The sequence below is a fragment of the Streptomyces sp. NPDC001513 genome (assembly GCF_042894695.1).
Lineage (GTDB): Bacteria > Actinomycetota > Actinomycetes > Streptomycetales > Streptomycetaceae > Streptomyces.
This window is the reverse complement of record NZ_JBIAVU010000016.1, coordinates 53,075-72,692: the sequence shown is the minus strand read 5'-3', so window position 1 is coordinate 72,692 and position 19,618 is coordinate 53,075. Positions and strand designations below refer to the sequence as shown.

The window sequence follows — 19,618 nt, the reverse complement described above, 5'->3', positions numbered from 1 at the left end:
TGTGCCTACAGTTCTGCCGTACGCACAGATCTGTGCTTAAGGAGAGTGTGATGAAGCCGCTGCTGTTCCCCGAGAACCCCCAGTTCTGGTACGAGACCCTGCGCTCGATGAGCCACATCGCCTACGGCGGTGCCGACTTCGGCGAGGTCGTCTCCACCAGCGCCCGGATCAAGGAAGGCGACTACGACAGCTGGTACGAGGAGTGGACGGCGACCGCCGACCGCGTGTCCGACGAGGCCCGGCGGGCCCTGGACGCGGGCCACACCGTCAGCGCCCGGGACGGATTCCTGCGCGCCTCGAACTACTACCGGTCCGCGGAGTTCTTCCAGCACGGCAACCCGTGCGACCCCCGCCACGACCACGCCTACGACCGCAGCGTGGCCTGCTTCCAGGCCGCAGCCGCCCTCTACACCCCCCGCATCGAAGCGGTCCGGATCCCCTACGAGGGCACCACCCTCCCCGGCTACCTCTACCGGGCCGACGACACCGGCACGCCCCGCCCGACCCTGATCATGCACAGCGGGTTCGACGGCACCGCCGAGGAACTCCACTTCAGCGGCGCGCTGGCCGCCGTGGAGCGCGGGTACACCGTCCTCACCTTCGACGGCCCCGGGCAGCCCGGCCCCCGCCACCACCAGGGCCTGGTCTTCCGCCCGGACTGGGAGAACGTCATCACCCCGGTCGTCGACTTCGCCGAGACCCTGCCCGAGGTGGACAACAGCCGCATCGCGCTCCTCGGCAGCAGCATGGGCGGCGTACTCGCCCCCAGGGCAGCCGCGTTCGAGCACCGCCTCGCCGCCCTGATCGCCGTCGACGGCATCTACGACCTCGGCCAGGTGTCCACCCGCGGCATCCCGGGCGACCGCGACCAGGCCGAACGGCTCCTGCGCGCGGAATCCGCCCCCGAAGTCGACGCGCGCATGGAGCAGATCGTGGCCGAGGACGCCACCGCGCGCTGGGCGATCCACCACGGCATGTACGTGATGGGCGTGGACACGCCCCGGGCCTTCAGCGCCTCCTACCTCGACTACACCCTCGCCGGCGGCATCGCGGAGCGGATCCAGTGCCCCACCCTCGTGTGCGACGCCGCCGAGGACGAGTTCTTCAAGGGCCAGCCCGAGCAGCTCTACGAGCACCTGACCTGCCCCAAGACCCTGATGCTGTTCACCACCGAGGAAGGCGCCGGCGCCCACTGCCACACCGGTGCGATGCGCCTGGCCCTCGCCCGCATCTACGACTGGCTCGACACCACCCTCGCGACCGCCGGCTGAAAGCCCGGCCGGCGCCGGCACGCCCCCGTCACACGGACCCCATCCTCCCGCACCACCTCACACCACAAGGAAGTCACCATGAACCGCACCGGAATCGAAGCCGCCCTGACCGACCTGCTCTTCAACCCCGACATCACCCTGGAGGAGGCCGCCGAGCGCCACTTCGCCCCCGGGTACCGCCAGCGCACGGACGGCGAGTGGGCGGACCGCGCCGAGTTCCTCGACCACATCAGCCACCTGCGCGGCATCGTCGCCGGCGGCAAGGTCGAGGTCCACGAGGAGCTGTACGACGGCGACAAGTACGCCGACCGGCACACCTGCCACGTCACCAAGAACGACGGCACCACCGTCACCATGGAGGTCTACGTCTTCGCCGACCTCGCCCCCGACGGCCGCTTCCACCGCATCGAGGAAACCACCCTGATGCTGAGCGGCTCCGACGCCGACCGCAACATCGGCAGCGCCCGCTGACCCCTCACCGCGCGCGAACGGCCGGGCAGGCGACATCGTGTGCGGGCCGAGCTCACCCGGACGGCCCCGGACGGCCGCGTCCTCGCAGGCTTCGCACGGCCGCAGATCTAGATTCGGCCCGGAACGCACCCCCGCGCGCCGGCGCCCGCTCCCGCATCACTCGGGCGGGCGCCGGGATCACCTCGGAGGACTGAGGGCCATGACACGCCGTCCGAACATCCTGATGATCGTCACCGACGAGGAACGCGCGGCGCTTCCCCGTCCGCAGGGCTTCTCGCTGCCCGCCCGGGAGCGGATGGCCGAGCGGGGCACCACCTTCGAGCGGTACTACACCGCCTCGGCCATGTGCAGCTCGGCCCGATCCGTCATCTACACCGGGCAGCACCTGCCGCTCACGGAGATCTACGACAACGACAACATGCCGTACATCCGCCCGCTCGATCCCCGGCTGGGCACCCTCGGCACGATGCTCCGCGAGGCCGGCTACTACTGCACCTACCAGGGCAAGTGGCACCTCTCCAACGCCTACGTCACGCGCCAGAACCCCGGCCCGACCACGAACGCGCTGGAGCCCTACGGGTTCAGCGAGTTCAACGACTGGGGCGACATCGACGGCGGCGCCTGGGCCGGTCTCAAGATCGACCCGGTCATCGCCGGCCAGGCCGTGCGCTGGCTGCGCAACCGGGCCCCGGTCGTGGAAGCCGACCAGCCCTGGTTCATGGCGGTCAACTTCGTCAACCCGCACGACATCATGAGCTTCGACTACGGCGGCTCGTCCCAGGTGCGCCTCCCGTTCGGCCTGGCCCACGCCGTCGTGTCCAAGGCGGCCGCCGACATCCCGGTCTACCGGCGCCGCTGGGACCTCGACCTGCCCGCCAGCCTCCACGACGACCTGTCCGGCGCGGCGCCGGCAGTGGCCGAGTTCGCACGGATGCTCGACACCATCTTCGGCCCCGTCGCCGACGACCAGCACTGGCACGACGGCCTGAACTTCTACCTCAACGCCATCCGCGACGTGGACCGCAGCATCGACCTCGTCCTCGACGCCCTGGAGGCCTCCGGGCAGGCCGACCACACGGTCGTGGTCTTCACCTCCGACCACGGGGAGCTGGCCGGCTCCCACGGCCTGCGCCAGAAGGGCGCCCTCGTCTACGACGAGAACTTCCACGTCCCGTTCATCCTGAGCCACCCCGACTTCCCCCGCGGCGCTCGCACCGAGGCCCTCGCCTCCGCCGTCGACATCGCCCCGACCCTGCTCGAGTTCGCCGGCGTCGACCCGGCCGAGGCCGCCACCCGCCACCCCGCACTCAAGGGCCGTTCCCTGAGCCCCGTCCTGAACGGCGGCACCATCCGGGACGGCGTCCTGACCGCCGTCGAGTCGGTCACGGCCCTGGACGCCTCCTTCTGGTTCGAGTTCGCCGACCCCGAAGCACCGAAGCGGATCCAGTCCGGCGACCTTCGCCCGGACTGGACCAAGCGCGGGTTCCTGCGCGGCTACACCGACAGCCGGCACACCTTCGGCCGCTACTTCTCCCCGCTCAACCCCAACCGCCCCGCCGGCCCCGAAGCCCTCTACGCGCAGAACGACGTCGTCCTCTACGACCGCGTCGAGGACCCGCACGAGATGCGCAACCTCGCCGCCGACCCCGCCCACCGCGAGCTCGTCGCCCGCTACAACACCCTGCTCGAAGACCTCATCAGCGCCGAGATCGGCACCGACACCCACGCATGGGTCACCGAACGCCCCAACCTCCTGGGCTGGCCCACCTGGCACGGGGACACCGACCAGCCGGCGGCCGCGTCCGCCCCGGCCCGGCGCTGAGCGGCCGGGGCCGGGGCTCGCCGGCACGGTGCGGCGGGTGTTACTTCCCGGCCCTGCCGGGTTCCCCGCCGAGGGATTCCTGGTAGACGTCCGCGTAGGTGGGAGAGTCCTGGACCAGGCCGTCGCAGAACGCGGCGACGTCGTTGCCGATGAGTTCCAGGACCCCCTTGCCCGCGGCGACGCCCTCCTCGAAGAAGTCGACGATCCCGGGGAGCAGGGGCCCGTCGGGCAGGTCGATCGGTCCGACCTTGAAGAGGTACCTCTGCATCTCCTTGTAGACGATCTGGTAGTCCGGCGGGAGCGCCTTGACCCGCGCCATGTGCGCCCGCCACTGCTTCTTGCCCTCGATGATGTCCTGGATGCCCACGTCAGCCTCCCAGCCGGCTCAGTTTCCTCGCGACGTTCCTGTTCAACTGCTCGCGCCACCGGTCGCGATAGGTGCGAGCCTCTTCTCCACCGGCCAGCGCCGTGCAGAAGCCCCGGATGTCGTCGCCGAGCACCTCGTGGACGCTCTGCCCGTCCGCCGCCGTCTCTTCGAGCAGGCCCAGGGCGGCGTCGAGGATCGGCATCAGGTTGCGGCCGGTGAAGTCCCCATGGGGGAGGAGGTGGTTCTTGATCTGTTCCCACGCCGCCCGGTAGTCGTCCGGCAGGGCCGCGGCCCGGGCTTCGAACGCCTTCCATTCCCTGGTGAGATCACTGCCTGTGATGGTCTCCCAGAAGTTCATCTCCCGCCCCCCTTGAGCCTGTCGATGCGTGATGAGACGTACTGCCACTTCGCCCAGAACTTCGCGAGTTCCTCGCGTCCGGCGTCGTTGAGCGCGTAGAACTTGCGCGGCGGACCGACCCCGGACGGTCGTTTCGTCATCTGGACGAGTCCGTTCTTCTCCAGTCGCAGCAGGATGGTGTACACCGTCCCCTCGACGACGTCGGCGAAGCCGAGCTCGTTCAGCCGGCGCGTGATGGCGTACCCGTAGGTTTCCTCGCTGCCGATGATTTCGAGCACGCACCCTTCGAGCGTGCCCTTCAGCATCTCCGTCAGGTCATCCATCGCACCCCTCCTCAGCCCTCTCAGTACTGCGTGGTACCGAGTACAGCTATAGCGTATCACCGAGTACTGGAGGGCGCCAGCCTCCCGGCGCGTACGGACCCGGCCGGTTCGGCCGTCACGAAACGGTCATCATCCGGTCCCATTCCGACACCAAAGGTCAGCAACTATTCGGCGGAGAACGTCAGTCCAGCAAAGGATCCACCGATGCTCCGTGCGGATGCGGAACCGCTCGCGTGAGCCACCGCAAACCGAAGCCACGGCTGGTGTCGCGCCGCACCGCCATGGCCTGCACCGGCGGCGGACTCATCGCCACCGCTCTCGGCATCGTCGTCGCCGACTTCAGCGGGGACGCCGAGCCCGGCCGAACGGAAACGCTGGACGAGGGCGGGGCAGGGCCGCCCGCCGAAACGACTCCCGCACCGGGGCAGGCGTGGATGCCGGACGTCACCCACAAGCCGCTCGCCGTGAACTTCACCCCGGGCGGGATCAGGGAGATGCGGGGGCTGATCTTACACGTGCAGGAGGGCGAGAACTCGCTCCACGAACGCTTCAGCGACCCGGCAGTGGAGAGTTCCTCACACTTCTGGGTCTCGCAGTCCGGCGAGATCGAACAGTACGTCTCCGCGTACGACCGGGCCTGGGCGCAGTCCGCCGGCAACCCGTCGTGGCTCTCCGTGGAGACCTCCGGATTCGCGAGCCGACCGCTCACCGCGCAGCAGGTGGACTCCGTCGCCCGGATCTACGCCTGGGGCATGGCACAGCACCGGTGGCCCCTCGAACCCGCCTCCACACCGCTGGGTCGGGGGTTCGGCATCCACAGCATGGGCGGCCGGGAGTGGGGCGGCCACTCGTGCCCGGGCCCCCTCCGGTCCGCCCAGACGGGGGAGATACTCGGCGCGGTCCGTGCGATGAACCCCCGGTAGATGTCAGCGTGTTGGCTCCACCGCATCATCGATCGGGCCGCTCCGTACGCCGGTTCGCGGGGCCCGTGCGCGACTGATGTCCACGGTGTCACGCACGGGCTGGTGTTCCGGAGGCGGAGCGGGTCAGTACGCGAAGCCGGACTTGCCGGTGAGGGTCGCCGCCACGCGGGTGATCTGGCTGCCCGGCGGCAGGGCAGTGGTCGTCGACGCGGGAGCGGTCGTGGTGCCGTCGCCGAGCTGGCCGAGGGCGTTGGCTCCCCAGCCGATCACCGAGCCGTCGTCGAGGGCGGCGAGGGTGAAGTCCACGCCACCGTTGACGTCCTGGACGCCCTTGAGGTGGTCGAGGGGGACCGGGGTGGTGCGGTTGGCCTTCGTTCCGTCGCTGAGCTGGCCTTCGGTGTTCTTGCCCCAGCCGGTCACGCTGCCGTCGTCGAGGACGGCGAAGCCGGAGGCCGAGGTGGCGAAGACCTTCGCCACGGTGTTGAGGTAGGCGACGTCGACCGGCTTGTTGCTGTCGGTGACGCTGTCGTTGCCAAGCTGGCCCTCGGTGTTCTTGCCCCACGCCTTCACGGTGCCGTCGGCGGTGAGGGCGAGGACGTGGTCGCAGCCGACCGAGATGGATTCGACGTCGGCGAGGTCCGGGACCTGCTGTGGCGTGGCCCGGTCGGTCGCATTGCCCGTGCCGAGGCGGCCGTTGGCCCCCGCGCCCCAGGTCCAGACCGTGCCGTCCTGGCGCAGGGCCACGCTGAAGTCGCAGCCCGCGCCGACGTCCCTGACCTTGTCCAGGCTCTGGACGTCGACCGGCGTCCGGTACGGGGTGGTGGCGTCCAGGCCCGTTCCGAGTTGCTTCTTGGCGTTGTCGCCCCAGGCCAGGACGCGGCCGCCCTTCACCGCGAGGGCGTGGTTGGAGCCCGCCGCGATCTCGCTGACGCCGGACAGTTTGGTGACGGTCGCGGGGAACGACTGGTTGACGATGGTGCCGTTGCCGAGCTGGCCGGTGAGGTTCGCGCCCCAGCTCTTGACGGTGCCGTCCCTGAGGAGGGCGATGACGAAGGGGTTCTTGTCGCCGCCCCCGGCGACGAGTTCGCGTACGTCGTCACGGGTGACGCCGAGCACGGCGGCAGGGGTCTGTTGAGCGAGGACGCTGCCGTTGCCCAGTTGCCCCAGGGCGTTGTCACCCCAGGCGCGGATCCAGGGGTCGGTGCCGGCGGCCTGGGCCGACAGGCAGGGGGTGGCAGCGGTCAGTGCGGTGAGGGTGAGGGCGGTGAGCAGGGTGCGGCGCAGAGGTGGGGTCATCTGCATGCCTTTCGCGTGGGGTGTGGGAGGGCGCGGTGTGTGCGCCCGGGGGTCAGTAGGCGTAGCTGGAGTTCCATCCGGGGGATGCGGCGACTCGGGTCGTTCCGCTGCCCGCGGGCAGGGCCGTGACAGGGGTGAGAGATGAAGTGGTGCTGGCGTCGCCGAGCTGGCCGTTGGCGTTGTCGCCCCAGGCGACAACGGTCTGGTCGTCGAGGAGGACGAGGGTGTGGGTCCAACCCCCGGCCATTGCCTTGACACCGGTCAGGGCGGGGAGCGGGACCGGCGTCGTGCGGTCCGTCCTGGTGCCGTCGCCCAGTTGGCCGGCATTGTTCCAGCCCCACGCCCGGACGGTCCCGTCGTCGAGGAGCGCAGAGTTGTGGTGGCCGCCTGCGACGATGCCCACGACGCCATCCAGGTAGGGGACGTTCACAGGTACGGGGCTGGCTGCTGTGGTGCCGATGCCGAGCTGACCGTTGGCGCCCCGGCCCCATGCCTTCACCGTGCCATCGGCCGTCAGTGCGAGGGTGTGAAGACAGCCGGCCGCGACGGCGACGACCTCCTGAAGACCGGCCACCCGCTGGGGTGTGTCGCGGCCGGCAGTCGAATCATTGCCGAGCTGGCCCTGGTCGTTCCTTCCCCAGGTCCAGACCGAGCCGTCCTCGCGGAGGGCGGCCACGTGGTTGCAGCCCGCCGCGATGTCCTTGACCTTGTTCAGGCTCTGGACGGGGACGGGCCGGTCGCCGCCCGCCCCGGTACTTCCGTTGCCGAGCTGGCCGTAGGTGTTGCCGCCCCAGCCGAGGACCCGGCCGTTGCGTACCGCGTAGGCGGATACGGCTCCAGCGGCCACCTCGGAGACACCGGACAGCCCGGCGACGGCGGCCGGGTACGACCGGGAGGCCCTGGTGCCGTCGCCCAGCTGCCCCTGCGAGGCGTCGCCCCAGGCCTGCACGGTGCCGTTGTTGAGCAGCGCCACGGCGAAGGGCGTAGTGGGCCAGCCGCCGCCTGCCAGCTCGCGCACGTCGTCGCGGGCTAGGCCGCGGACAGCCGACGGCGTCTGCTGGTCAAGTGTGGAGCCGTTGCCGAGCTGGCCGACGGCGTTGCTGCCCCAGGCCCGTACCCATGGCTCGGGCTTCTCGTTGCGCGCCGGGCCCTGGGCGGCTGTGGCGAGGAGGGCGGAAACGGCCAGAAGAACGCCGAGACCTGCGCGTCGACTGGGGTACGTCATGGCGTGACGCACCCCCTCAGTAGGCGTACGTGGTGTTGCCGCCCAGGGACACGGCCACGGCCTTGATCGCCGAGCCCTCCTTGAGGATCTTCACCGACTCGTAGCGGGGAACGGTGGTGCCGTTGCCGAGCTGGCCCTCGCCGTTGTGGCCCCAGGTGAAGACGTCGTCCGCGGTCACCGCGACGCCGTGGCGGGCTCCGGCGGCGAGGTGCTGGACGCCCGCCAGGCGCGGGATCTCGACCGGCGCGGTGCGGTTGGTCCGCGAGATGTTGTCGCCGAACGACTCGTCGCCCTCAAGGAGCTGTCCGTACTGGTTGTTGCCCCAGCCCCACACGTGGCTGTCGCTGGTCTTGACGTAGTTGTGGAAGGCGCCGGCCTCGATGTCGGAGACACCGTCGACCCAGTCGACGTCAACGGGAACCGGAGAGGACTTGGTACTGGAGTTGCCGAGCTGGCCATAGAGGTTGTACCCCCAGGACTTGACGGTGTCCTCGGCGGTGAGCGCGAGGGCGTGGTGGCAGCCCGCGTCGACCTCGACGACGTTCTCCAGCCCCTGCACCTGGCGCGGGACGGAGCTGGTGGCGCGGCTGCCGTTGCCGAGCTGACCGTGGATGCCGCGGCCCCACGCGTAGACCTTGCCGTTCTCCAGCAGGGCCAGGCTGAAGTCGCAGCCCGCCGAGATCTGCTTCACCTTCGGCATGCCCTGAACCCGGTCGGGGACGGTGCGGCTGTCTCCGGTGCGGTTGTTGCCGAGCTGGCCGTAGGCATTGTCGCCCCAGGAGTAGACCTGGCCGGAGGTGTCGAGGGCGAGGCCGTGCTTTCCGCCGGCGGCGACGCTCTTGATGTTGGTCAGGCGCGGAACGGTGGTCGGCACGGTCTGGTTGGTGTTGCCGCCGTTGCCGAGCTGGCCGGAGGAGTTGTGGCCCCAGGACTTGACGGTGCTGTCGGTGCGGGCGAGGACGAAGGAGTCGGCCGAGGAGGTGCCGCCGGCCGAGATCTCGTCGACGTCGCCGCGGAAGAGGCTGGTGACGGAGGAGGGCGAAAGGCTGTCGGCGAGGGTGCCGTTGCCGAGCTGGCCGGTGCGGCCTGCGCCCCAGCTCAGGACGGTCGGGTTGCCCTCGTTGGCCGTGGCCGTGGGGGCGGCCAGAGCCGTGGCCATGGCTGTGGTGACGGCCGCGAGCATCCAGCGGCGGCGGGCCGAAGTGTGCCGGACGGACGCGGGTGCCGCGGCTGCGCCGTGCGGGGAGCGTGCCCGGTCCGAGCTTGAGGGGAGTCGAGGGGTCATGCGCTGCTCTCCTTGAGATGAGGGCGTACGGAACCTCGGCGCGCAGTGGGGTGGGGAAGACGCCTGCCGGCCGGGGCGTACGGCCCGCGGGGACGTACACGAGCCCGGCGGTGAGTCCTGTCGACGCCGTCGGGCCTGTCCCTAGGGTTACCGGAAATGATCACCATTGCGAGCGATGGACGCGGAACCACCTCAATGCCGGGCACTCGTTCGAGTCCCCACCCACACGGAGCACCAGGGGCCGAACGTGGCAGCGAGGGAGGGGGGTCCGGCGGGCCGCCGATCGGCCGCAGCCGACGGGGGAAGGCGGCGCCCCCACAGCGGTCCTCCAAGGAGTGCCGGTCATCCCGGAGGGTGTCGGAGACGGGTGCGCGGGTCGGCCCCCGATGCCACGCCACCCTTCCTTCTCGCGTGGCATCCGGGGCAATTGGGCGCCACGGCCGTTGTAGTGAACACGACCGGTGGGCCGCGCCGACCCGTGTGTCCTGCCGTGCCGCCAGGGTCGGTCCGATTAGCGTCTGATCATCTTTGGTGATCACGGAGGCCGCGTTCTGCGGCCCCCTGCGTCGGCTCCATGACGCCCTCCACCGACCTTTCCGGGAGTTCAGGTGAACCCACGCACGTCCGCGCGCCGCGCCCTGTCCGCCGCCCTGCTCGCCGCATCCCTGTCCCTCGCCGCCGCGGTGTTCCTCGCCGCGCCCGCCCACGCCCGGCCAGCCGGGTACGAGGCCCGGGATGCCTTGGACGTCCCGAGCCCGCTGGACGTCCTGGGCCTCCCGTGGGCTCCGGCTGCCCCGACCGTCCCGATCGTCCCGATCGAGGACTGCGCCCCCGACGATCAGGCGTGCAAGGACCGGAAGGAGGCCGAGGAGCAGGAGCAGAAGGTCGAGGAGAAGCAGAAGGAGACCGAGGAGGACGCCGAGAAGGCGGAGAAGACCATCGAGGACGTCGGCAAGAAGCTGGAGGAGTGCGAGCCGGGCTCCAGCAGCTGCATGGAGGGGCTCACCGGCCCGGGCATGGGCGAGAAGCAGGGCATCACCGACATGACCGGCACCGTCAAGGGCTTCAAGCCCGGCCCCGCCGGCGACGCGACCACCGCGGTCACCTCCACCTGCGCCGATTTCCTCGCGTCACTGCCGGCCGGATCGGCGGACGACTCCCAGAGCCCCTTCCCCGTGGCCCAGTTGTGCGCCCTGCTCGGCGGCTGACCGACGCGCTCCCCCTGCTCCCCCGCACTCCCTGAAGGGATCCCCCCATGCCCGCGCGCCGCATCGTGCTCGCCGCCCCGGCTCTGGCCCTCGCCGTGTCCCTCGTCTCTCCCCTCCCAGCCCTGGCCGCCGGGCCGCTCCAGCCCGGGGCCGACCCCGGCCCCGTGCCCGTCCCCCGCGCCGTGACCGCGGACGGCCGCCCCGCGAAGGTCGCCGACGTCCTGAAGGACTGCGAACGGAAGGCGTCCGACTGCACCTTCAAGATCAACCGCAAGCTCGGGATCGAATTCGCCACGACGATCAGGTCCCTGGGCAACTCCGTCATCAACTGCACCCAGAACGACATGAACGTCGAGCGGACGGTGACCCTGCACGCCGTCACCACCGACAACATCAACGGCGAGATCTCCGGCTCCGTCACCGCCGAGGGCACCATCCAGGCCTCCGGAGAGGTCACCACCACCCTCGCCAACGAAAGCGGCCTCACCCTCAAGGGGCCCAACCTGGACAAGGGCCCCACCACCGAGGCAGCCACCAAGGTCAACGTCGGCGGCAGCGGGAAGATCGCCGGCGAGACCAGCGCCAAGCTCGCCTTCCAGGCCGCGTTCAAGGCCGCGTACGCGAAGACGTGGACGGTGGACACCACCGAGTCCACGACCTACAAGAGCACCGTCAAGGCCCACGACATGATGGTGTTCGGCGCGACCGTCGCCATGCGCCGCATCGTCGGCCAGCTCGTCACGAACAAGGGCAGCAGCATCCTCAACGTGGCCGTGGACAGCCCCTCCATGGCCAACGACAGCCACTTCGTCGCCCAGACCTCCACCGCCCCCGGCGGGCTCTGCAGCGGCACCCGGCCCCCCGGCAACTCGGCTCCCGGCGTCCCCGGCCCGTGAGGAAGATCCCGGCCCACGCCGCCGTCCGCCCCAGCGCCTCGTCGCCTCGGGGCGTCACCCCGTGCCCAGCCGCCCGCCGCCCCACCCGAGGAGGGTCCCCGCCATGAGACACCCCTTCCGCCCGCCCCTGGGCGCCACGCTGACCGTACTCACCGCCACCGCCGTGCTCTTGCCGCCCCTCGCCACCGCCGTCCACGCCGCGCCGGGCGAACAGCCCGTGGCCGTCCTCAACGGTGATTTCGCCGAGCCCGCCATGAAGGGCGACGGCCCCACCACCGTCACCATCGACAACTGGACCGGGGCGAACCAGCGTTACTCCCCTACCGCCTCCGGCCGCACCGGCACCTCCCACGCCGTCGCCCTGCAGAAGGACGGCAACACCCTGCGGCAACGGCTCCGCGGGGTGCGCGCCGGAGCCCGGGTCACCGTCACCTACGAGGACAGCCCCGCCGTCTCCAAGGAGTGCGTCGCCGCCGACGTCGACAGCGGGCAGCCTTACACCGTCGAGGGCAGCGGCGGACCGGTCCAGGCGGTAACCACCGCCCCAGACACCGGCCGGGTCAAGGGCACTCCCGGAACCGGCAAGTGGACCAGTCGCACCTACGCGTTCACCGCCGGCGAGAGCGACCCCGCGCTCACCTTCACCTCGAAGGTCACAGGCACCAAAACGCACCTCACCTGCACCCCGATGATCGCCGCCATCCGCGCCGTGGAGGTGCCCCCGGCCGTCGACCAGACCGTCGACCGGACCGCGCTCGGCACGTCCGAGGCGTTCAAGGGCAACGAACGCGAGAAGTCCCTGCACAACGCGGCGGCCGCCTGCAACGGCGAGAACGCCTGCACCTTCCGCCCCGACAAGCGGACTTCCTTCCGCTACTTCGGTCAGGCCCGCGTCATCGGCGAGACGTTCATCAACTGCACCCGCAACCCGCTGGAACACACTCGCGTCCTGAACTACTCCGAGCGCAGCCACGACAGCATCGCCCAGACCTACACCGACGCCAACCTCGCCCTGGAAGAAGTCGCCCGCCTGCCCACCACCGGCGACCGCGCCGAGGACGTCAAGCGGATCAAGGCCCGTCCCATGGCCACCCAGTTCGCCCTCGCCTACGAGAAGACCTGGCAGCGGCCCTGGCAGTGGTTCAGCAGCGACCAGCGCCAGATCAACGAGAAGATCATGCCCGGCGAGGTCAGCTGGGTCGAACTCCAGCCCAGCAGGGAGCGCGTGGAGGGCTGGTTCCTCAGCAACAAGGACGACTACCGCCTCCACGCGGTCATCGACGGCCCCTCCCGCGCCGTACCCGACCGGCTCATGCAACGCACCGGCCCGATGACCGAGACCGAGAAACAGCGCTGCGTCGCCGACCGCCCCACGACCACCACCCCCGTCGGCGCGGGCACCCCCGCCTCCTCCGCCGACAAGGGCCTCCAGGAAATCCCCGCCCCGACCGCCCCGGGAACCCGCGCGGCCACCAGCGTCCCTCTCAACTGAGCACCCCCTGTGCGAGACCCGAGACCCGCTGCTCGGTACCACACGCTGTACCGAGCAGCGTCAGGGAGAGCACATCACCCAGAGTCGCATCTGTGGCTCTCTTGGGCGATTCAACAAGCATTTGCCATCTGATTTACGAAACGGGCCTCGCGGATGCAGGATGCATTGTCCCCTGTTCCTGCTCACAAGGCGAGGTAAGGACTCATGAACGCACGCACCCGGGACGGCAGCGCCGGAGACGTCGACTACGGCGCCATAGGCTCCGAATACACCACCTACCGGCGGCCCGACTCCCGGATCGCCCGGTTCATCGCCGAGGCCCTGGACGGCGCCCGGACCGTCCTCAACGTCGGGGCCGGCGCCGGCTCCTACGAGAGCGCCGCCCGCACGGTGACCGCCGTCGAGCCCTCCGAGTCCATGCGCGCCCGGCGCCCCGCGCGCCTCGCCCGGGCCGTCAACGCCGTCGCCGAGGAACTGCCCTTCGCGGACGGCGAGTTCGACGGGGCGATGACGCTCTTCAGCGTGCACCAGTGGAGCGACGTGACGGCCGGCCTACGCGAGATGCGCCGGGTGACCCGCGGCCCGGTCGTCGTCCTGACCTGCGACCCGAAACTCGTACACGACTTCTGGCTGTACGAGTACGCGCCCGAGGTCCTCGACACCGAGGCACGTCGCCATCCGCCGATCGAGGACATGGCCAAAGCCCTCGGCGGCACGGGCGTCATCCAGACCGTGCCCATCCCGCTCGACTGCACGGACGGCTTCAACGAGGCCTACTACGGTCGGCCCGAGATGCTTCTCGACCCCGCCGCCCGACAGGCCTGCTCGGCATGGAGCTTCGTCGACGACGGCGTGCGGCAGCGCTTCGACGAGACCCTGCGCCGCGACCTGGAATCCGGGCTGTGGGACGAGCGCTTCGGCCACCTGCGCACGCAGCCGGCGTACGAAGGGTCGCTCGTCATCGTGCGCGCGACTCCGTGACGAGGAAGATCCCGTACAGGCTCCCGCTAGGCGGGGCTGGTCAGGCGGCCGCAGTGGAGCGGCCGTCGGGGCTCTGCTCCGTCTGCGCGCCGAGGTACACCCATGCCTTCGTACCGGAGCGCAGGACGACCTGGGTCCTCGCGTAGTCGTCGACCTCGTAGTCGTCCGCCGAGGCGAGTTCCTCGTCGGTGATCGAGAAGACCGTGCCTTCGACGGCGTCGGACGCTTCGGCCGAGGCTACGAGCAGGGGGTGCCGGTCGCTCCCGCTGACGGCGATCACCTCGGGGTCGGTGATCTCGATGTAGGTGATCCGGTGTCCGGGCAGCGCGTCGGGCTTCCCCTCGAGCAGCCTGCCGAACTGTGCGAGCTGGACCTCGCGGGACTGCAGCGTGCCGTAGGAGAACAACTGGTGAGGAGCCGGGCCGGCCATGCGGGTAAACCTCCTGGAGTGCCAACCTGCCACTGACGTGGTCGCCTCAACCTATCCAATGCGGACCGGCCGCGGAGGCATCGGGCACGGCTCGGCAACTCAACGTCCGGATCGGATCGTTGGCCGAGCTCATCCGGCCAGGAGGACCAGCGGCGCCGGACTGCCGTCCGTCCAGTCGTCCGCGATCACCGCGAGGGCGTCGCCCACCGCCGCCCCGTGGAGGAAGGCTGAGCGGTGCCCGCCGATGATCCGGGCGCCAGAGCCCTCCCAGGCCACGGGTACCAGCCGCGTGAGGCCGGGAACGGGACGTACGCCGCCGCTCACCGGCACCTGGGGCAGGGGTGCGAGGCCGCGGCCCGACAACCCGGCGATGAGCGGGGCCAGGAGGGTGTGGGCGGCGACGAGGGCCGCGTACGGGTTGCCGGGCAGCCCCACCACCCAGCCCCCGTCGGCGAGTTCGGCCAGGAGCTGCGGGTGCCCCGGCCGGCAGGCCACGGTGTCGACCACCATCCGGGCGCCGGCGTCATGCAGCAGCTGCCGCAACTGGTCGGTGGCCCCGACGGAAGTGGATCCGGTGACGACGATGACGTCCGAGTCCCGCGCCTCGCGCACGGCGTGCGCCAGCAGTCCGGCCGGCCGGTCGGGGACGTGCCGTACACCCGCGGCCTCGCCCCCGAGGGCGGCGATCAGCGACGGCAGCAGCGGCCCGAGCGCGTCCCGTACCCGCCCGGGACCGGGCCGCCCGCCGCGGTCCAGCTCGTCACCGGTGACCAGCACCCCGACCCGCGGCCGGGGCCGTACCCGCAAGGCGTCGTGGCCACAGGCTGCGGCGAGCCCGAGGAGTGCAGGGCCGACCCGGGTACCGGCCGGGACAAGACACGTTCCCGCCGGGGCGTCCTCGCCGGTACGCCGGATGTGCTTCCCCGGTGACGGCGCCGGTCCCGAGACCCAGCCTTCGCCTCCCGCCGCAAGCTCCACCGGCAGCACCGCGCACGCGCCGGCCGGGACCAGGGCACCCGTGGAGATCTCCACGCCCTCCCCCGGAAGGAGCCGGCCGCCCCAGGCGGCGCCCGCTCGGACGACCCCTCTGACGCGCCACGGCCCGGGGCCGGACACGGCGTATCCGTCCATGGCCGCCGTGTCGAACGCCGGCAGCGGGTGGTGCGTACGCAGGTCCTCCGCCAGGGTCAGCCCGCCCGCCGCGGCCAACGGCACCGTGCGGGCGGCCGGCGGCAGGGGCGCCCGGTGCGCGAGCGCGCGCGCCTCAGACCAACTCGTCTCGCGGGCGGCTGCGAAGTCCACGGCGGAGGAGGCACCAGTCATCAGAACCATGGAGCCAGCCTCCGGCCACCGCTTTTCCATCGCCTACGCGGCGGATTGCCTTCGTGCACCAGCCCGCTCACGCGCCGCGCCGACCGCGTGTGAGCCCTACTCCCCCTCTCCTGGGTCAGAGTTCGACGAGGGTGATCTCGGTGGCTTTGAGACTGGCCCAGATGTCGGTTCCGTCGGCGAGGGCGAGGTCGGTGGCGGCCTGGGGCGTGATCTCGGCGATGAGGTCGGGGGCCTGATCGGAGGTGATCAGGATCCGTAGCCGGCTGCCGACGACGGTGATCTCGCGGACGGTGCCGGACCAGACGTTGCGGGGGCTGCCGGCGGGCTTGTCGAGGTGCAGCGACACGGACTCGGGGGCGATGATCGCGAGTGCGTGGGCGCCTTCGGGGAGCGGGTCGGCGGCGATCAGGATTCCGCCGGTGTCGAGGGTGAGGCCTTCGCGGCCGGCGGTGCAGGGCCAGGCGTTGCGGCCGAGCATGCGGGCCACCCACGGGGAGCGCGGGTGTCGGGTGACGGCGGAGGGCGGTGCGTCCTGGAGGGTGCGGCCGTCGGCGAGGACGAGGACCCGGTCGGCGAGCGAGACGGCCTCGACGGGGTCGTGGGTGACGATGAGGCAGACCCCGCCGAAGCCCGCGAGGTGACGGCGCAGGGTGTGGCGTACGTGGGCGCGGGTGGTCTGGTCGAGGGCGGCGAGCGGTTCGTCGAGGAGCAGCAGGCGGGGGCGGGCGGCCAGGGCGCGGGCGAGGGCCACGCGCTGGGCTTGGCCTCCGGAGAGTTCGGCGGGTTTGCGGTGGGCCAGGTGGCCGACGCCGAGCTGGTCGAGCCAGCGGCGGGCCTCCGTGCGGGCCTCGGCCTTGGGCATGCCGTGGGCGCGGAGGCCGTAGGCGGTGTTGGCGAGGGCGTTGAGGTGGGGGAAGAGGGCGCCGTCCTGCGGGACCCAGGCGACGTGGCGTTGGTGCGGGGGCAGGGCGGTGACGTCGAGGTCGCCCAGCTTGAGTTCGGCGTGGGCGCGTGGGGTCAGTCCCAGGAGGGCCCGGAGCAGGGTGGTCTTGCCGGCGCCGTTCTCGCCGACGACGGCGATGGTGGTGCCCGGCTGGGCGTCCAGGGTGAGCTCGTTGAAGCCGGTCACCTCCGCGTGCAGCGACCAGGGTTCCGTCTTGCGCGGCGGGGCCGGGGGCTCGGTGGTGGCCAGGACCGCGGCGGCCGGCTCCGGCTTGGCGGTGACGGTGCGGGGGCGGCCGACCGAGCCGGTCCAGCGGCCGCGGAGGGCGACCAGGACGCCCATGGCGATCGCGAGGAGGAGCAGGGAGACGGAGGTGGCGGCCTCGGGGGCGTCCTGGAGGAGCAGGTAGACCTGGAGCGGCAGGGTCTGGGTCTCACCGGGGAGGTTGCCCGCGAAGGTGATCGTGGCGCCGAACTCGCCGAGTGCGCGGGCCCAGGCGAGGGCCGCGCCGGCGGCGAGTCCGGGGGCGACCATCGGAAGGGTGACGGTGAAGAACACCCGGACCGGGGAGGCGCCGAGGGAGGAGGCGGTTTCCTCGTAGGTGGGTTTGAGGCCGGCGAGCGTGCCTTCCAGGCTGATGATGAGGAAGGGCATCGACACGAAGGTCGCGGCGAGGATCGCGCCGGAGGTGTGGAAGGGGAAGACGATCCCGAAGGTGTCCTCCAGCCACGGTCCGAGCAGGCCGCGTCGGCCGAAGCCGAGGAGCAGGGCGACACCGCCGACGGTCGGGGGCAGCACCATCGGCAGCAGCACCAGGGACCGTACGAGGGTCTTCCCCGGGAACTCCACCCGGGCCAGCAACCACGCCAGGGGCACGCCCAGGACGAGGGACAGTCCGAGTGCGGAGAAGGAGACGATCAGCGAGAGCTTGAGCGCCTCGACCACCGGAGGGCTGGTCAGGTGGGTGCCGAGTTCGCTCCACTGGGTCCGCGCCAGGATGCCGACGAGCGGCAGCAGCAGGAACAGGACAGCGATCAGCGCGGGCAGCACCAGGGCGATGGAGGGACGGGTGCCGGTTACCCGGCGGCCACGGAGCATGAAGGGCGGTCCTCGGCGGGTGGGGCTGAGCGCGGGAGGTGGTGCGGGGGCCGCCCGGGCGGGGACCCTTTCCCTGGGGGTGCGGAGACGGCAGGAGCCCCCGCGGCACGCACGCCGTCGGCTCCCGTCCCAGGAGACCACCGCCGGCAGGTCCCCGCCCGCCGCCACCGGGCGTGGTGCCGCACGACCCGCCCGGGTACCCCCGCGCGGCGCAACACCCGGTGGTGGGCGCCTGCCGGCGGCGCGGTGCCGTTCGCCGCGCAGCCGGCAGGCGCAGCCCGGTCAGGAATCGGAGCGGAACGCCCCGTGGACGCGCAGGTCGCCGTTGATCGCCACCTTCCCGTCGTTCGTGTGCATGATCCAGTCGCCTGCGTTGCGGACCGACAGATGCGCGCCGGCGTTCACCTTGCCCTGCAAGCGCGACTCGCCTTGCACGCGCAGCATGCCGAGGGTGGTGAGGTCTCCGTTGACGGTGACCGTGTGCTCGGCCTTCACCTCGCCCTCGGCGTCCAGGCGGCCGTGGACGATCAGCCGCGGCGGGCCGTCCTGCGTCTCCAGTACGTTGTCGACGCTCAGCCCGCCCTGGAGGGTGAGGCGTTCCTTGACCTGGGCCCGGTGGGTGACCACGTCGTTCAGGTCCGCCTTGTCGGCGGCGACGGTCCCCCACTGGCGGCTCCCGGAGCCCTGAAACACGTTCATCCCGGAGGCCGGGAACTCGATCCATCCGTCGGCGGCCGTACGGCCCTGCACCCACTGGGTGTTGATGCCGTTCACGCTGATCTTGTCGGCCGTGACGGTTCCCAAGTCGCTTCCGCCCCCGCGGCCGACCCTGATTCCGTCGGACGGGAACGCGATCCACCCGGCGTCGCTCTCGCGCCCGCGGACCCGGGCCGCGGTCACGGTTTCGACGTCGGCCTTGGCGCCGGAGAGGGTGCCGAGGCCGCTCGCGGCGTCGCGGATCTGGGCGCCCTGCGGGGTGAAGACGATCCGGCCCTTGTCCGTCGTGCCCTCGACCCACGGGCTGTGGACACCGCTCGTCGCGGTGACGCTCTCGAACTCGGGGCTGCGCAGGTGGACGGTGGTGGCGAGGAAGTACCCGGGCTGCTGCCCGCCCGGGGAGGTGGCGATCAGGGTGTACGTGGCGTCGCGCTTCGGCTCCTGGCCCGCCGCCGGCGACCACTGCCAGCCGGTCGCGCCCTGCGTCGGCGCAACCGTCTCCGGGGGCCCGTCCGGACCCTGGATCTGGTAGGTGAGGGTGTCGGGCCCGTCCCACTGCAGGACGACGTCCTGGCCTCCGGCCACCAGGGTCCGCCTCGCACGGAAGTTGCGCGGGACCTTGGGCAGTTGCTTCAGCAGGCTCAGGGTCACGGGGGTCTTCCTCACGAAGGCGCCGTTCGCCGCCCTCTCCGTGACGCGCAGCAGCACCAGTCCCGATGCGCTGGAGACGGGGAAGCCGTCCAGGACCAGGGCCATGGATCCGGCCTCCTGGAACAGCGTGTTCGGCCGGGCCGTCACGGTGAGGACACCCGTGTTGTCGTCCCAGGCGACGATCGGCTCCTCCCCCTGCTTCGTCGCGGTGTTCTGCTCGACCCGCGCGGTGATCGTCTTCGGATGTGCCGTCAGATCACCGTCCGCCTGGCCGCAGGGCACTCGTACCTCGATGGAGTACCAGATCACCTCGTCCATGGTCGGGTTGGAGACGACGATGTAGACCGATCCCTGGCGTTCCTCGCCCGCGACCGGCACCTGGAGCGGAGCCGGATCGGTGAGTATTTCGTAGTGCAGAGAAGCCATCGCTGAAGACCCCCTGTTGACACGGTCCGACGCTTGCCCCCGACGGGTGCAGCTCCTCCAGCACATCACTTATCGGACAACCCGACACCCGGATCATCCCCAA

18 protein-coding genes are annotated in these 19,618 nt (G+C 71.2%); 8 read left to right on the top strand and 10 right to left on the bottom strand.

Annotated elements, in window-relative coordinates; translation table 11 throughout:
* Positions 1-50 precede the first annotated feature (50 nt).
* The 3 genes from ACFYZ4_RS31590 to ACFYZ4_RS31580 all read left to right on the top strand — a co-directional run bounded on the left by ACFYZ4_RS31590 (position 51) and on the right by ACFYZ4_RS31580 (position 3,564).
* Positions 51-1,271, top strand: a complete 1,221-nt coding sequence (locus ACFYZ4_RS31590; protein WP_351290221.1) for an alpha/beta fold hydrolase — start codon at positions 51-53, stop codon at positions 1,269-1,271.
* 78 nt (positions 1,272-1,349) lie between these two features.
* On the top strand, positions 1,350-1,742 hold the full coding sequence (locus ACFYZ4_RS31585; RefSeq protein ID WP_390785438.1) for a nuclear transport factor 2 family protein: 393 nt from the start codon (positions 1,350-1,352) through the stop codon (positions 1,740-1,742).
* Positions 1,743-1,941: 199 nt separating this feature from the next.
* Positions 1,942-3,564: a sulfatase-like hydrolase/transferase gene (locus tag ACFYZ4_RS31580; RefSeq protein WP_390785437.1), complete on the top strand. Its 1,623-nt coding sequence runs from the start codon at positions 1,942-1,944 to the stop codon at positions 3,562-3,564.
* A gap of 40 nt (positions 3,565-3,604) precedes the next feature.
* Here the strand turns inward: ACFYZ4_RS31580 and ACFYZ4_RS31575 are convergent, their stop codons facing one another.
* The 3 genes from ACFYZ4_RS31575 to ACFYZ4_RS31565 are packed head-to-tail and all read right to left on the bottom strand — an operon-like array spanning position 3,605 to position 4,612.
* Positions 3,605-3,931 (bottom strand): DUF1048 domain-containing protein, encoded by a 327-nt coding sequence (locus ACFYZ4_RS31575; protein ID WP_390785436.1) that lies wholly within the window; start codon positions 3,929-3,931, stop codon positions 3,605-3,607.
* 1 nt (position 3,932) lies between these two features.
* A complete protein-coding gene (locus tag ACFYZ4_RS31570; protein WP_390785435.1) occupies positions 3,933-4,289 on the bottom strand; it encodes a DUF1048 domain-containing protein in 357 nt (118 codons plus the stop codon).
* Complete coding sequence (locus tag ACFYZ4_RS31565) at positions 4,286-4,612, bottom strand: PadR family transcriptional regulator (protein ID WP_351290231.1); 327 nt, start codon at positions 4,610-4,612, stop codon at positions 4,286-4,288. Before ACFYZ4_RS31565 ends, ACFYZ4_RS31570 begins: the two co-directional genes overlap by 4 nt.
* A gap of 233 nt (positions 4,613-4,845) precedes the next feature.
* Between ACFYZ4_RS31565 and ACFYZ4_RS31560 the strand changes: the two genes are divergently transcribed.
* The gene (locus ACFYZ4_RS31560; RefSeq protein WP_390785434.1) at positions 4,846-5,535 is read left to right on the top strand and encodes an N-acetylmuramoyl-L-alanine amidase; all 690 of its coding nucleotides are present in this window, start codon (positions 4,846-4,848) and stop codon (positions 5,533-5,535) included.
* A gap of 123 nt (positions 5,536-5,658) precedes the next feature.
* Here the strand turns inward: ACFYZ4_RS31560 and ACFYZ4_RS31555 are convergent, their stop codons facing one another.
* Genes ACFYZ4_RS31555 through ACFYZ4_RS31545 form a run of 3 tightly spaced genes read right to left on the bottom strand, consistent with a single transcriptional unit; the run spans position 5,659 to position 9,341 of the window.
* Positions 5,659-6,831 (bottom strand): chromosome condensation regulator RCC1, encoded by a 1,173-nt coding sequence (locus ACFYZ4_RS31555; protein WP_351290235.1) that lies wholly within the window; start codon positions 6,829-6,831, stop codon positions 5,659-5,661.
* Between the two features lie 52 nt (positions 6,832-6,883).
* Entirely contained in the window at positions 6,884-8,056 is a 1,173-nt protein-coding gene (locus ACFYZ4_RS31550; protein ID WP_390785433.1) for an RCC1 domain-containing protein, read from the bottom strand.
* Between the two features lie 16 nt (positions 8,057-8,072).
* Complete coding sequence (locus tag ACFYZ4_RS31545; RefSeq protein WP_390785432.1) at positions 8,073-9,341, bottom strand: RCC1-like domain-containing protein; 1,269 nt, start codon at positions 9,339-9,341, stop codon at positions 8,073-8,075.
* Between the two features lie 608 nt (positions 9,342-9,949).
* Here ACFYZ4_RS31545 and ACFYZ4_RS31540 point away from each other — a divergent pair.
* The 4 genes from ACFYZ4_RS31540 to ACFYZ4_RS31525 all read left to right on the top strand — a co-directional run bounded on the left by ACFYZ4_RS31540 (position 9,950) and on the right by ACFYZ4_RS31525 (position 13,918).
* On the top strand, positions 9,950-10,549 hold the full coding sequence (locus ACFYZ4_RS31540) for a hypothetical protein (RefSeq protein WP_390785431.1): 600 nt from the start codon (positions 9,950-9,952) through the stop codon (positions 10,547-10,549).
* Between the two features lie 47 nt (positions 10,550-10,596).
* A complete protein-coding gene (locus ACFYZ4_RS31535; RefSeq protein ID WP_390785430.1) occupies positions 10,597-11,445 on the top strand; it encodes a hypothetical protein in 849 nt (282 codons plus the stop codon).
* 103 nt (positions 11,446-11,548) lie between these two features.
* Complete coding sequence (locus tag ACFYZ4_RS31530) at positions 11,549-12,937, top strand: hypothetical protein (protein WP_390785429.1); 1,389 nt, start codon at positions 11,549-11,551, stop codon at positions 12,935-12,937.
* Positions 12,938-13,141: 204 nt separating this feature from the next.
* Positions 13,142-13,918, top strand: coding sequence for a class I SAM-dependent methyltransferase (locus ACFYZ4_RS31525; RefSeq protein WP_390785428.1), 777 nt, complete (start codon positions 13,142-13,144; stop codon positions 13,916-13,918).
* A 40-nt stretch (positions 13,919-13,958) separates the two neighbouring features.
* Here the strand turns inward: ACFYZ4_RS31525 and ACFYZ4_RS31520 are convergent, their stop codons facing one another.
* The 4 genes from ACFYZ4_RS31520 to ACFYZ4_RS31505 all read right to left on the bottom strand — a co-directional run bounded on the left by ACFYZ4_RS31520 (position 13,959) and on the right by ACFYZ4_RS31505 (position 19,515).
* Positions 13,959-14,348 carry a gamma-glutamylcyclotransferase family protein gene (locus tag ACFYZ4_RS31520; protein ID WP_390785427.1) on the bottom strand — a complete coding sequence of 130 codons (390 nt, stop codon included), beginning with the start codon at positions 14,346-14,348 and terminating at the stop codon, positions 13,959-13,961.
* 129 nt (positions 14,349-14,477) lie between these two features.
* Positions 14,478-15,680, bottom strand: a complete 1,203-nt coding sequence (locus ACFYZ4_RS31515; protein ID WP_390785426.1) for a molybdopterin molybdotransferase MoeA — start codon at positions 15,678-15,680, stop codon at positions 14,478-14,480.
* Between the two features lie 115 nt (positions 15,681-15,795).
* A complete protein-coding gene (locus ACFYZ4_RS31510; protein ID WP_390785425.1) occupies positions 15,796-17,721 on the bottom strand; it encodes an ABC transporter permease in 1,926 nt (641 codons plus the stop codon).
* Between the two features lie 282 nt (positions 17,722-18,003).
* Entirely contained in the window at positions 18,004-19,515 is a 1,512-nt protein-coding gene (locus tag ACFYZ4_RS31505; RefSeq protein ID WP_390785424.1) for a hypothetical protein, read from the bottom strand.
* Positions 19,516-19,618 lie beyond the last annotated feature (103 nt).

Bases quoted from the DNA above. Each gene is read 5' to 3' on its own strand.
- ACFYZ4_RS31565 (WP_351290231.1), bottom strand. From the start codon at position 4,612: ATGGATGACCTGACGGAGATGCTGAAGGGCACGCTCGAAGGGTGCGTG.
- ACFYZ4_RS31585 (WP_390785438.1), top strand. From the start codon at position 1,350: ATGAACCGCACCGGAATCGAAGCCGCCCTGACCGACCTGCTCTTCAAC.
- ACFYZ4_RS31505 (WP_390785424.1), bottom strand. From the start codon at position 19,515: ATGGCTTCTCTGCACTACGAAATACTCACCGATCCGGCTCCGCTCCAG.
- ACFYZ4_RS31550 (WP_390785433.1), bottom strand. From the start codon at position 8,056: ATGACGTACCCCAGTCGACGCGCAGGTCTCGGCGTTCTTCTGGCCGTT.
- ACFYZ4_RS31530 (WP_390785429.1), top strand. From the start codon at position 11,549: ATGAGACACCCCTTCCGCCCGCCCCTGGGCGCCACGCTGACCGTACTC.
- ACFYZ4_RS31570 (WP_390785435.1), bottom strand. From the start codon at position 4,289: ATGAACTTCTGGGAGACCATCACAGGCAGTGATCTCACCAGGGAATGG.
- ACFYZ4_RS31555 (WP_351290235.1), bottom strand. From the start codon at position 6,831: ATGACCCCACCTCTGCGCCGCACCCTGCTCACCGCCCTCACCCTCACC.
- ACFYZ4_RS31545 (WP_390785432.1), bottom strand. From the start codon at position 9,341: ATGACCCCTCGACTCCCCTCAAGCTCGGACCGGGCACGCTCCCCGCAC.
- ACFYZ4_RS31510 (WP_390785425.1), bottom strand. From the start codon at position 17,721: ATGCTCCGTGGCCGCCGGGTAACCGGCACCCGTCCCTCCATCGCCCTG.
- ACFYZ4_RS31590 (WP_351290221.1), top strand. From the start codon at position 51: ATGAAGCCGCTGCTGTTCCCCGAGAACCCCCAGTTCTGGTACGAGACC.
- ACFYZ4_RS31525 (WP_390785428.1), top strand. From the start codon at position 13,142: ATGAACGCACGCACCCGGGACGGCAGCGCCGGAGACGTCGACTACGGC.
- ACFYZ4_RS31580 (WP_390785437.1), top strand. From the start codon at position 1,942: ATGACACGCCGTCCGAACATCCTGATGATCGTCACCGACGAGGAACGC.
- ACFYZ4_RS31515 (WP_390785426.1), bottom strand. From the start codon at position 15,680: ATGGTTCTGATGACTGGTGCCTCCTCCGCCGTGGACTTCGCAGCCGCC.
- ACFYZ4_RS31520 (WP_390785427.1), bottom strand. From the start codon at position 14,348: ATGGCCGGCCCGGCTCCTCACCAGTTGTTCTCCTACGGCACGCTGCAG.
- ACFYZ4_RS31535 (WP_390785430.1), top strand. From the start codon at position 10,597: ATGCCCGCGCGCCGCATCGTGCTCGCCGCCCCGGCTCTGGCCCTCGCC.